Below are 12,121 nucleotides of genomic sequence, written 5' to 3' on the forward strand. Positions count from 1 at the left end.
GCCTCAGCCCCCCGCGAGCGCGCGGAGCAGCTCGAGATCGCTGCCCGCGGCCTGCCCCGCGCTCCGTGCGTGGTCCTCGTACGGGACGGCGGGGATGGCCGTGAACCCGGGTACCACGTCGTAGGCGTTGTCGCCGATGAGCATCGAGCTCTCGAGGATCTCGGCCCCGAGCTCTTGCAGATAGGCAAGGCTCTTTACCTTTCCCACGAGCTCGTTCGCGTCCTCGGAGCCCGTCACCTCGGCGACCACGCGCACCGCCTCGGCCACGCGGTAGACGCGCTTCTCCGACATGACGGTGAGCTCACCCGAGGCGAGCTCGATGCGGCCGTCGACGATCCATTCGTCGAGCGCTTGCTGCGGAAAGAAGATGCGGTTGTGCATGGATGCCGATCCGGGAGACGTACGCGCGAGGGCGCCCTCTGGATGAGCGCGCTGCTCCGCGTAGCCTACCAAGATCCGCCCCCGCCCGCGAGGACGCGGTTTCCCCGGCCTATTTGCCCTTGCAGTCCTCGATGAGAGTCTCGAAGCCCTTCCGGGTCTCCTCTTCGGTGTAGTACTTGAAGCCGTCAGGGCTGGGCCCGTGGGTCACCCGGTCGGGGTTGCCTCGTCGGCCCGGCGTTCGGCGCTCCTCACCCGGAGCTTTGGCGTCGTTGAGGGCCTTGAAGGCTTTGTAGGCCGCGCCGCAGTCGCCCGCTTTTGCGAAGCACGCCGGGCCGAGCATGCCAAACGCGACGAGGGGCTTGTCCGGAACGCTGGCGTCGTCCGCTTTGGTGATCTTCGTGCGGAGCGCCATCATCGTGTCGAACGCGCCCTGGCACTCGGCCACGGTGTGGCGCTTCACCCCGTTGCCGCCCATCGTCAACACCCCTCGCGCCGCGGCATACTTGGTTTTGTCGTCTCCGCCGCCGCGGCAGTACTTCGTGAGCTCGGCCGTCACGATGCCGTCTGTGTGCTCCGCCGTGCTCGAAGGATCACGCGCTTCCCACGCCTTTCGGATGAGGTCGCGCCCGGGGCCGCACTGCCCGGTGAGCATGAGGCATTTCGCGCGGGTCATGGCGGGCACGATGCTCGAGCCGAGCGTCGACAGCCCGCCGGGCCGCGGATCGAGCTGGTCGTGGAGGTCGAGGTCCTGGAGGCACCCCTTGCCGTCTCCGCTCTCCATCTTCTGCTGCGCGCTCTCGTAGAGGGCGAGGCCCTTCTTCTGCGCGTCGGTCTCGGCCTTCAAGAGGCCCGTCGCGTTGAGCGACTTGTCGCTCTGCTCGCCCTTGAGCCCGGCGCTCGCAGGGTCGCTGCCCGCCGTGATCTCGCGCAGCGTGAGGCGCACCGGAACCTTGCACGACTCGACCTCCTTGGCCGACTCGCCTTTGCACGCCCCGAGCTCGCCGCCCTTCTTCTCGGTCTTCGTCTCGTTCGCCTTGCTGCCCCCCGCGCCGAAGCCGAGGTACGAGCCGTGGACCTCGCCCTTCAGGTTCGACTGCGCCGCGATCGCGAACGCCCCGAGGTTGTACGCGTAGACGAAGTGCGTGGCGCCGGCGCACTTGGGGTTCTTGTCGAGGTCCGCGCGGTAGAGGGCGTCGCGCGTGGCGGTGCGTGTACCACTCACGTAATATTCCATGTGCAGCTTCTCGCCGCTCTGCACCTTGCCGTTCAAGGTCGCCGCGCCGAGCGGGAGCTTCGCGTAGAGCTCGCCCTCGTCGTGGATGTCGATCGTCTCGACGCCGCCGCTCGTCCACTGCACGGGGTTGTAGGTCCCGTTCTTCCCCTTGGCGTTGTCCTCGCGGCAGCCGTCGAGGACCTTCATCTCGCAGCCCTCGTACTTCACGACGACCACGTCGCTCGCCGCGTAGCTCTGGAAGCTCGACTGATCGGTCGCGTCCCACTCGATGATGAACGGGCGGTCGTGGCTCTTCGGGTTGCAGCGGTTCTGCCCGGCGAACGTCTTGTCGGCGAGCTTTCCGGCGCCGCCGGGCATCGCCGGGGTGCCTCCGCACGCGGACACGGCGACCGCGGAGGTGAGCGAGAGAGCGAAGGCGAGGGAGAGGCGGGGAGACGAGGCGAGCTTCATAGGGGGCGCAATCTTCGGGTGGATTCTTCGAGGTGTCGAGCCCCGGAAGGTGCGTCCCCCCGGGAGGGGAGCCATGCCTTCGGGGCAGAGGAGGGGGGGCCGTTCGTCGAGATACGCGGAAACGCTCCCGATCTTCCTCGACCTCTGAGAGACTCGCGACGCGTGACCGTCTCCCCCTTCGTCGTCTACGAGAGCTTGCTCGCCCTCGCGGGAGAGCCCCAGCACGACGTGCGCGTCGGAGAGCTGCGCGCCGAGTTCTTCCGGCGGACCGGCGCCTTCTCGTCGACCGATTCGTTCTACGAGCGCCGCACCCGTGCCTTCTGGGATTTCGCCCTCACGACGGGGGGCCTCGCCCGGGAGCTCTCGGCGCGGCTGCCCGAGGCCGAGCGGCGCGTCGCCCTCACGTTCTCTCGCGCGCACCGCGGCCTCTTCGAGGTGACGCCCGAGCGTGGCACACGCGTCCACTTCGAGGACCTCTGGTCGGGCGCGGCGTTCTTCGTCGACGCGTTCGACGTGGCCACGAACGCCGGCATCTTCCACCACGAGGGAGGCCTCGCCGACGCGCGCCTCGTCGCGAGCCCCGAGGGCGTGGTCGCGCTCTTGTCGGGCGTGTTCTTCCACCCGCACGACGCCACCCCCCACATCGTGAAGGTGCTCGACGAGGCCCGCGCGCGCGGCATGACCCGAGACGCGACGCTCGACGCCCTGCTCGGGATGGAGCTCCGGCTCGCGACGCTCTCTCGGGTCAAAGCGGGCTACGCCTACACCTTGCCCAAGCGCTGATTCATTCGTGGTTACGGCACGTTGCGAGGGAGACTCGGTCCCCCTGGAAGACGCTCTCGTCCGTGGTATGAGGGGCCCATGCAGCCCATCGAAACGTTCACGGCCAAGCTCGTCTCGCACCGCGAGCTCGGCCCCGGCGTGCGCGAGCTCACCTTCGCGCGGACCGACGAGAAACCGCTCACGTTCGCCGCGGGGCAGTGGCTGAACTTGGATCTCACGCCCACCCCGGGCGAGCTCCGCCGCGCGTACAGCATCGCGTCGGCGCCGAACGGCACGGGCACCTTCGAGCTCGCCGTCACGAGGGTCGAGGGTGGCCCCGGCTCCACGAAGCTCCACGCGCTCGCCCCGGGCGACACCGTGACGTGCACGGGGCCGCAGGGCATTTTCTACCGCAAGGAGCTCGGGCCCTCGCTCTTCGTGGCCACGGGCACCGGGTTCACCCCGCTCCGCAGCATGATCCACGACGCGCTGGCGAAGGGCGACACGTCTCCCATGCGGCTCGTGTTCGGCGTGCGCCGCCCCGAGGATCGCATCTACATGGACGAGCTCGCCGAGCTCTCGCGGCGGCACCCGAACTTTACTGCAGAGTACACGTTGTCGCGCGCGCCCGAGGGCTACGTGGGCCGCACCGGGTACGTCCAGACCCACGTGCGCGAGCTCTACGAGGCCCTCGCCGCGCACGGCAAACCGAACGTGTACATCTGCGGCCTCCAGAAGATGGTGAGCGCCGTCCGCGACCTCCTCCGGAAGGACATGGGCCTCGACCGCAAGCAGGTGCACTCCGAGCGCTACGACTGAGCCGTGGGGGCGAGCTCTTCCTCGCGCAAGCTATCGATTCTTTTGCAGAAGTTGCCTTGGTGAAGCCCGCTCGCGGGCGGGCTCGAAAAAAGGGGCTCGGGCGCGCCGAGGACGCCGGTTACCCTTCGAGTTTCGGGGGTGGAAGGACCGACACGTGAGCACGACGAACAGCACCATCTCGAGCTGGCGCGACTTCTGGAGCGCCCCTTTGGCCCACGACTTCCAGACCGAAGCGAGCTGGAACAAAAACGCGAAGCTCTTCGCCGAGCGCTCGCACACGATCCTCGGCTACCGCGACGACGACGTGGTGCTCGACGTGGGCAGCGGGCCTGGGGCGACGGCCGAGGCCCTGCGAACGCGCGTCGCCGAGGTGCACTGCGCCGAGGTGTCGGAGGCGTACATCACGGCGGCGCGTAAGCGCTTCCAGGACAGCCCGAACGTGACCTACCACGAGCTCGGCGCCGACTACACGAGCCTCGAGTTTCTCGCGCCGCGGAAGTTCTCGCTCATCCTCTGCAACAACGTCGTGCAGTACTACCGGAGCGTCGCCGAGGTCGAGAACCTCATCTTGAGCGCCAAGAAGGTCGCCGCGCCCGGTGCCCGGATGCTCATCGGCGAGATCCTGACCGACTCGGGCGTGGCCCTCCGGTACTTCCGCGACAGCCTCCGCGAGGCGCGGCGCGAGAAGTACCTGGGCCTCCTCGTGGGCGGGTTCATGCAGCTCGCGAAGATCCGCTACATGAAATACAGGAACACGTTCCGCACCCTCGAGCTCCCCGAGCGCGAGCTCCGCGGCATCATCGACCGCCTAGGCCTCGACGCCGAGATCCTCGACACGCAGCTCTCGTTCTTCCCGCACCGCGTCCACTTGCTGATTCGGTTCTGAGCGTCGCGCGTCAGCCCGGCGGGGCGACCTTGTCGGCCGTCTTCGTGTCGAAGTCGGAGGCGTCGTGGCGCTCGCGGAGCTGCGTCTCCGGTGCGCCGAACGTGCGGTTCACCATGGAGCCACGCTTCACCGCGGGGCGCGCGGCGAGGCCGTCGGCCCAGCGCACGACGTTCGTGTACGAGGCGACGTCGAGGAACTCGCCTGCATTGTACAACTTTCCCTGGGCGAGCCACCCGTACCAGGGGAACACCGCGACGTCGGCGATCGTGTACGCGTCGCCGCCGAGGTAGGCGCTCTCGGCGAGCCGGCGGTCGAGCACGTCGAGCTGGCGCTTCGTCTCCATGGCGAAGCGATCGATCGCGTACTCGATCTTGGTCGGGGCGTAGGCGTAGAAATGGCCGAACCCGCCGCCGAGGTAGGGAGCGCTGCCCATCTGCCAGAAGAGCCACGAGAGCACCTCGGCGCGGGCGGGGCCAGAGCTCGGGAGGAGCGCCCCGAACTTCTCGGCAAGGTAGAACAAGATCGCGCCCGACTCGAACACGCGCACGGGCGGCTCGGTCGTGCGATCCACGAGCGCCGGGATCTTGGAGTTCGGGTTCACCGCGACGAAGCCGCTGCCGAACTGATCGCCCTTGCCGATGTCGACGAGCCACGCGTCGTACTCGGCGCCCTCGTGCCCGAGCGCGAGCAGCTCTTCGAGCAGGATGGTCACCTTCACGCCGTTCGGCGTGCCGAGCGAATAGAGCTGGAGCGGGTGCGCTCCCACGGGCAGCTCACGCTCGTGGGTCGGCCCGGCGACGGGGCGGTTGATGCTGGCGAAGGTGCCGCCGTTCTTGTCCTTGTTCCAGGTCCACACACGTGGGGGAGTGTAGGTCGAGTCGCTCACGTCCGGCCTCCGAGGTTCGTGCGCTCGCGCGCGGGAGGCCGAACGGTACCGCGGGTCCCGAGCTCGGTCACGAGGTCACCGAGCACGTGGCGGCAGAGCTCGCTCAGTACCCCTTGCGCATGAAGACCTTGTCGCCGATCTCGATCTCTTTGCGCGAGCTCGTGAAGATGCACATCGCCGTGTTCTTCCCCACCGTGACGACGCGGAGCTCGCCCACGACCTCTTCGGGCAGCTTGCTCTCGTCGCGCGGCTTGGGCACGGGCTCGATCGCCGCGGGCGACTCGTTCTCGAGCGCGATGCGCGGGACGGCCTTGCGGTTCGTGAAGCTGTCGTGCCAGGCGTCGCCCTTGCGGAGCACGAAGAGCCGGTTTCCGGGCTTGATCTTCGCGTCCTCGCCCTTGTCGATGAAGATGACCTGCTCTTGGCCGTAGAAGCTGTGCGATCGCACGCTCGCCACGACCTGCGCGGCCACCTCTTCTTCGTTGCGCTGCGGCGGCACCACCTCGAACCTGCGCTGGATGGGCCCGATGCGCGCCCCGCGCTCGATGACGTCGGTCGCCTCGACGATGCGCGCGCGCGCCGTGTGATCCTTCGGGCGCCAGTTGTCGATGCGCACGGTGCCCTGGATGCCGATCACCTCGCCGCCGCGGACCGACTTTTGCGGGCGGTACACGGTGAGGAGCTGGCCCTCCTTCACCTCGCGGTTGTCGGCGAAGCGGATGTAGACCTCGTCGCCCTCGGAGAGCAGCATCTTGTCCTCGGGCGAGCCGTTGATCTCGCCCCAGTTCGTCGACTTGTCCTCGACGTAGCCCTCGTTCCGGAGGAACACGGTGCCGTTCGGCACGGTGCGGCTCCGATCGATCATGCTCGGGCGCGCGCCACCGCCGCGCGGCTCTTCGGCGCCGAGGCGCAGGCGCACCTGGTCGCCGGGGTAGATCCAGTGAGGGTTCTGGATCTCGGGGTTATAGGACCAGATGCGAGGCCACTGGTACGGGTTCTGAAAGTACTCGTCGCAGATGCGCCAGAGCGTGTCTCCGCGCCGCACCGTGTGAATTTGCGCGTTCGAGCTCCGGCTCATGCGCGTCCCACCGAACACGAACGGGGCGTCCTCGCGGCCGCGCACGGTGCCACCCGCGCCGCCCTTCGGACCGAGATCGAACCCGTCACGATCGTTGGGGCCCGTGAGCGGCTTCGACGACGAGCCGGTCACGTTGCCTCCGCCGAGCACGCCGCCTTCGGGGACCGGGGCCACGCTGCCAGGGTACTGCGGGAGGACGAAACCGCCGCCCGCGCTACCGCCGGAGCCACCGCCGGAGCCACCGGGAGACGTGCCGCCGCCGGAGCCGCCGGGGGACGTGCCACCGCCGGAGCCACCCGGGGCCGCACCACCGCCCGCGCCGGAGCCACCGCCCGCGCCGCCGGGAGCGACGCCGCCACCCGCGCCGCCGGGGGACGCTCCGCCCGACTGCGCGAGCGCGCCGCTCGAGACCGTGACGAGGCCGAGCCCCACGAGGAGCGCGAAGAGCCTGGATTTTGCCGAGAAACCGGTGATGCGGAGGGAGCGGGTCATGGGACGTCCTTGGGCCTCTCGTGCCCACGATCGGAGGATTTGCGTGCGCGGCGCTTGGCCGCGTCGCTCTTCGGGAAATCACGCTCGAGGCGATCCGATGCGGCCTTTGCCTTGGCCGCGTCGCCCTGTCGTTCGTAGAGGAGGGAGAGCTTCGACAGCGCGTCGGGGACCTTGTTGCCGAGCGGGAAACGCGACACGAGGCCCTCGAGCTCGGCGATCGCCTTCTGAGGCTCACCGAGCGCGGCGAGGCACTCGGCACGCCAGTACATCGCGTTGTCGGCGTAGGGGTGATCGGGCCACTTCACGAGGAAGGCCGACATCTTCTCGAGCCCCTCGCGATGCCGCCCCGAGCGAGCCTTCTCGAGGGCCTCGTCGTAGGCTTTTCGTGCGGCAGGATCGAGCGCGCTCGGGCGGGAGCCCGACGGATCCGCGGCCGCGGCGAGGTCGGGTTGAGGGTCGTCGCGGCGCGAGCGAGCTTTGCCGAAGCCTGGCTGCCCCTGGACCTTGATCGACGGGCGCGGGGAGCCGTCCTCGGGGTCGTCGGACGTGGGGGGCGCCGACGGATCGACCCGCGCGCCCGGCGAGTCCTGGGCGTCGTCTCCCTTCGGACGTGGGGCGTCGGTGCGCGCGCCTTCGAGCGCGGTGAGACGCTTCTCGAAGCCATCGCGTTCGCTGGTGAGGCGCCCCATGTCTTCTTGGAGGCGCGCGAGCTGCCGATCCGCGGCCGACTCGTGTGCGCATCCGGCGACGGAGACGAGCACGAGCGCGAGCGCGGCGCGGAGCGCGGGAGCAAACGGGGAGCCGACTCGGCGAAGGCGGGCCATCGCCTGAAAGGGTACGGCGCACGACGCCCGGGGGCCAAATTCCGGGAGACCGGACCCGACGTGCCGCGGTCTACTCGCTTAAGTGCCCGAAACCAGACTACTTTTTCTGCGGGTTCAGGTCGTCGACGAGGTAGCTCAGGATCACCTCGTCGAGCGATTTGTCGCCGACGAGGTCGTCGCCGAAGATGGAGGTGCTGGGCGCCTGCGACTGCCCGAAGATGGCGGCCGGGCGCGCCGGCGCGTACCTGCGGCTCTGAGCGGGGTCGTCTTTTTGGGTGGGGGGAGGCAGCGAGACGGCCGGCTGAGGTGGCGGTTTGAGGCTTGGCGCAGGCGGACGAGCTGCGGCGGGCGCAGGGGCGGGTGAGGCCGGAGGCGCCGCGGCCGGGACACGCGACGGAGGGCTCGGCGCGACGGAGGGCTGGGTCCGCGCGAGCGGGTTTCGTTTGTCGGGTGCGGGCTGCGAGCCGTGCCGCTCGGGAGGGGGCCGAGAGCCGGGGCGCTTCTGTTGGGCCGGCGTGGGCCTCCCGGCCTCTTCTTCGTCGACGCGGGTGGAACGGTACCCGATGTTGCCCGTGAGCTCCTTCTGGAAGAGGTTCTTCGGGGGCGGTGGGAGGTCGTTCGGCATCACGAGGGCAGCGTGCTCGCCCGTCGTGAGCGACGCAGCCTCGAGCGCCTGCATGTCGATGGGGCTCTCCGTCCGTGAGGCCGCCGCGGGCTTGGGCGGAGGTGCCGCGGCCTGTGGGGGCGCGGCCGGCGCTGCGGGAGCGGGCGCTGCGGCCTGCGCGGCCTGAGCGGCCTGAGCGGGGGGCGCCGCCGAAGCCTGCGCCGGGGCAGGGGGCTTCGCGGCTTGAGCCGGGATTCCGGCCGTAGAAGCGCGCACGGCGCCTTCGAGCAGATCGTCGTAGGCGCCATCGCGCAGCGCGATGAACATCTGCTTGTGCTGCTCCTTCATCATCTGGCGAACGGTCTCGCTCAGGTTGTCGGAGCCGAGATGCTCGGCGTAGCTGCGCTTCACGCTCTTCAGGATGCGGCCGCCGTCCATGAAGAGGTGCGTGATGATGTGCGGGTGCTTCACGCCCGAGTCTTCCGTTTGGATATGGAAGACCCGGTTCTTGTGCCGGACGTTGTTGTTGTAGCCGAGGAGCGGCGATTGAGTTTTTGCCATCGTCCCGGTACCCGAGCCCCGAGGTCAGGCTATCGGGGCTCGTAGGCCGAGCGCAAGCCTGCTCCGAGCCCTCGGGTGGCCTTTTCGGTGGCCTCGCCCGGCTTCGAAAGCGAAACACCCGCGGCAAGCCCTGCCGCGGGTGCTCGTGTAGGCATGCGCCCTACGCCGAACCTACTCGGCGTTCGACGTGGTCTCTCGAGGGACCGGGTACGGCTTCACGATCGGGCACGCGGGGCCGAACTTGGCCTCGTCCCAGAAGAGCGGGTTGAACACGTTGGCCCGCTTGTGGTGGTTCCCGTGCATGTAGATGCCGAAGAAGATGCGGTTCCCGAGCCAGTAGTACCCGCTGTCGAGGTTCACCGGGTAGTAGTTGCCGTCCTTCGCGAGGGCGTTGTGCGTCACCCAGTTGAAGTGCATGACGAACATCCAGCCGAGCACCTGGGCCGGCAAGAACCACGTCACGAAGCCGGCCGGGCCGAGGAGCTTGTAGAAGAACGCGATGAGCACGAAGTTCGTGCTGAAGCTGATCATGGCGCGCGTCCGCTCGCGGGCGCGGTTCTCCTCGGTGTCCCCGTAGACCTCGAGGTACGCCGTCTGGAGCTGCTTCTCGACGTTCGTGATGCCGCGCCACGTGAACTCGAAGTAGCCGGGGAGGAGGGGGTGCGGATCTTTCTCCTGGTCGTCCGAGTACTTGTGGTGACGCTCGTGCACGATCTGCCACGACGCGAACCGCGAGAGCACGATGAAGCCGCAGATCTCGCCGACGATGCGGTTGATCGAGCGCGGGAAGCTTCCGTGGCACGCGTTGTGGACGAAGAGGTTGCAGACGATGTGCACGTAGAGCACGAGCGGGAACGCCGCGAGGTGCCACCACTGGAACGTCGGCATGAGGGGCGCGACGCCGCCGAAGTGGAGCGCCGCGATGAGCGCGAGGCCGAAGACGAGCCACTTCGCGTCGTACCGACGGTAGAAGTTCTTGTCCCGGCGGAAGTGCAAGTGAGGCAAGCTCCCGAACGAGGCAAACCACGAGGGGCGTGCGGCGGCACCGGACATCGGACCCATTCCTCCTAGACGGGTGGCCATGACGCGACCTCCCGAACCGGGCGTGTTCTAGACCTCAAGTTTCCGATCGGCAACGTCCTTGTGAACGTTGCCCGAAGGCCGCAAAACCCGCGAATCCGCCTTCGCGGTGATGCACCCCGTGCACCTCGACCTCGGGGCCCGCGTAGCGGATTTCGCAGATGAACGCGCGGGTTGACGCGCGGCCAACTCCGGCTCAAGAAAGGTCGCCCGCATGTCCGCGCAGACCCTCCCCACGAGCCCCAAGAGCACGGCCGAAGAGCTACCCAAGGCCCGCCGCGAGCGCCCGGCGCCGCAGGTCGTCCGCGATCTCGGTCCGCTGAAGAACGCCCACGACCTCCGCCAGGTCGGCCTCATCACGGCCTACATGGGCCTGCTCTTCACCATGTATTTCGTGCCCGCGGCGCGGAACGTGCCGTGCCTCGTGCTCGCCTGTTACCTCGCGTTCCTGAACTCGGTGGTCATCCACAACTCGCTCCACGCCGGGCCCTTCAAGGCCACCTGGATGAACGACGTGTGGCGCATGATCCTCTCGTTCGGCGTGCTCTACCCGGCCTCGGCCAACATCCCCTCGCACAACCTCGTCCACCACCACTTCGACGACGACGGCCAAGAGGATTGGGCGGCCCCCGAGCACGTCAGGTTCAAGTGGAACCTCTTGAATTTGCTCCACTTTCCTAACGTCGCTGGGCCCCGCACCTTCGCCGGCGTCACGCGCTGGTCGAAGCTCCTCGGGCGCGGCGATTTCCGCGCGCAGTACGTCCGCGAGCAGGTGTTCGCGTTCGGGCTCACGGGTCTCTTGCTCGCGCTCGACTTCTGGACGGCGCTCTTCTTCGTGGTCGTCCCGCAGCTCTGGGGCGCGCGCGGCATCCTCCGCATCAACCTCATCCAGCACGACGGCTGCGACATCACGTCCGAGTGGAACCACTCGCGGAACTTCGTCGGCAAGGCCTTCAACTGGATCATGTGCAACAACGGCCTGCACACGATCCACCACAACCGCGCGGGCCTCCACTGGTCGGCGCTCTTCGAGTGGCACGACAAAGAGGCCGCCCCGCGCATCGACCCGTCGCTGAACGAGCCGTCGATGGTGCTCTACCTGCTCCGCACCTACCTCTTCCGCTTCTCGCGCCCCGAGCCGAAGGCCGTCGCGCTCGCCGAGGCGAACCTCGAGAAGGCCGACATCGCCTCGCGCGAAGACCGCAAAATCGAGGTCGAGACCAAAGGGAACGCCGTCTGATGCTCGGCCCCATCCCGTACCCGTTCCTGGGCATCGCCCTCCTCGCCGTGGTGTGGACGGCGGCGCTCCTCTGCGCGCTCGCGTCGGTCGACTACGCACGGAAGCTCATGGCGCGCGCGCGGGAGCTCCGCGGCGTCCGTGAGGGGACCGTGGCCTCGGGGGAGGGCCCCGGCGGCGCGCTCGCCGTGCACGAGGTCGAGCAGATCGGCCGCGCCATGGACGGCGAGCCCCCGGCCATCGTGTTCTCGGACAAGGCCTACCGTGGCGAGGTGTACGGGGGCACGCTGACCGCGTCGGGGGAGACCGTCGAGGTCACGCACCCGGGCGAGCTCGAGGTGTGGCCCGACATGGAGGCGCAGGTTGCGCGCGCCGCCGTCCCGAACGACGCCGAGCTCGATGCACTCTACAAAGATGCTCGCAGCGCCAAGGGAGCCCCACGCGTGGTCCGGGTGCCGTTCGCCGTGGGCAAAAAGGTCTACTTCGCGAGCGGCCCGGACGGTCGCCTCACGTTCCTCTCCGCCGAGGACCCGGCCGCGTTCCTGTCGGGGCGCGTTCGCGCGCACATCGCCTTCGCGTTCGTCGAGCTCGCCATCTGTGGGGCGCTCACGGCGCTCGCGCTCCACGCGCCCGTTTTCGGCAAGGTGAGCACCCTCGGCGGTGCGGGGCTCCTCGCGTTCTTCCTCATCGTGCAGCCGGTGGGCGTGTCGGTCGAAGAGGCCTCGCGTGAGCCGTTCCGTCGCTTCTTGCGCGGGGTCCACAAGAGGTCGGCCCCGTTCCCGGGAGGGGTCGTCCCCGGGCGCACGACGACGCGCGTCGAAGGGTGA

General features: G+C 68.8%; 12 protein-coding genes. 5 read left to right on the forward strand and 7 right to left on the reverse strand.

Annotated features, from left to right (window positions below; all coding sequences use genetic code 11):
* Positions 1–3: 3 nt before the first annotated feature.
* On the reverse strand, positions 4–381 hold the full coding sequence (locus IPK71_16705; protein MBK8215382.1) for a hypothetical protein: 378 nt from the start codon (positions 379–381) through the stop codon (positions 4–6).
* Between the two features lie 109 nt (positions 382–490).
* Positions 491–2,065, reverse strand: a complete 1,575-nt coding sequence (locus tag IPK71_16710) for a hypothetical protein (GenBank protein MBK8215383.1) — start codon at positions 2,063–2,065, stop codon at positions 491–493.
* A gap of 162 nt (positions 2,066–2,227) precedes the next feature.
* On the opposite strand from IPK71_16710, the gene IPK71_16715 reads away from it, so the two are divergent.
* The 3 genes from IPK71_16715 to IPK71_16725 all read left to right on the forward strand — a co-directional run bounded on the left by IPK71_16715 (position 2,228) and on the right by IPK71_16725 (position 4,532).
* Complete coding sequence (locus tag IPK71_16715; GenBank protein MBK8215384.1) at positions 2,228–2,848, forward strand: hypothetical protein; 621 nt, start codon at positions 2,228–2,230, stop codon at positions 2,846–2,848.
* A 78-nt stretch (positions 2,849–2,926) separates the two neighbouring features.
* Entirely contained in the window at positions 2,927–3,646 is a 720-nt protein-coding gene (locus IPK71_16720) for an FAD-dependent oxidoreductase (protein MBK8215385.1), read from the forward strand.
* Between the two features lie 154 nt (positions 3,647–3,800).
* Entirely contained in the window at positions 3,801–4,532 is a 732-nt protein-coding gene (locus IPK71_16725; protein MBK8215386.1) for a class I SAM-dependent methyltransferase, read from the forward strand.
* Between the two features lie 10 nt (positions 4,533–4,542).
* On the opposite strand, the gene yghU is transcribed toward IPK71_16725, so the two are convergent.
* The 5 genes from yghU to IPK71_16750 form a co-directional block, all read right to left on the reverse strand.
* Positions 4,543–5,418: a glutathione-dependent disulfide-bond oxidoreductase gene (gene yghU / locus IPK71_16730; protein MBK8215387.1), complete on the reverse strand. Its 876-nt coding sequence runs from the start codon at positions 5,416–5,418 to the stop codon at positions 4,543–4,545.
* A 103-nt stretch (positions 5,419–5,521) separates the two neighbouring features.
* On the reverse strand, positions 5,522–6,988 hold the full coding sequence (locus IPK71_16735; protein ID MBK8215388.1) for a LysM peptidoglycan-binding domain-containing protein: 1,467 nt from the start codon (positions 6,986–6,988) through the stop codon (positions 5,522–5,524).
* Positions 6,985–7,812 carry a tetratricopeptide repeat protein gene (locus IPK71_16740; protein ID MBK8215389.1) on the reverse strand — a complete coding sequence of 276 codons (828 nt, stop codon included), beginning with the start codon at positions 7,810–7,812 and terminating at the stop codon, positions 6,985–6,987. Before IPK71_16740 ends, IPK71_16735 begins: the two co-directional genes overlap by 4 nt.
* A gap of 97 nt (positions 7,813–7,909) precedes the next feature.
* On the reverse strand, positions 7,910–8,977 hold the full coding sequence (locus IPK71_16745; GenBank protein ID MBK8215390.1) for a hypothetical protein: 1,068 nt from the start codon (positions 8,975–8,977) through the stop codon (positions 7,910–7,912).
* Between the two features lie 171 nt (positions 8,978–9,148).
* Complete coding sequence (locus IPK71_16750) at positions 9,149–10,030, reverse strand: fatty acid desaturase (GenBank protein ID MBK8215391.1); 882 nt, start codon at positions 10,028–10,030, stop codon at positions 9,149–9,151.
* Between the two features lie 241 nt (positions 10,031–10,271).
* Here IPK71_16750 and IPK71_16755 point away from each other — a divergent pair, with 241 nt between their 5' ends.
* Positions 10,272–11,297, forward strand: coding sequence for a fatty acid desaturase (locus IPK71_16755; protein ID MBK8215392.1), 1,026 nt, complete (start codon positions 10,272–10,274; stop codon positions 11,295–11,297).
* Positions 11,297–12,121 carry a hypothetical protein gene (locus IPK71_16760; GenBank protein MBK8215393.1) on the forward strand — a complete coding sequence of 275 codons (825 nt, stop codon included), beginning with the start codon at positions 11,297–11,299 and terminating at the stop codon, positions 12,119–12,121. Before IPK71_16755 ends, IPK71_16760 begins: the two co-directional genes overlap by 1 nt.

Source organism: Myxococcales bacterium, from assembly GCA_016712525.1.
GTDB lineage: Bacteria > Myxococcota_A > Polyangia > Polyangiales > Polyangiaceae > JAAFHV01.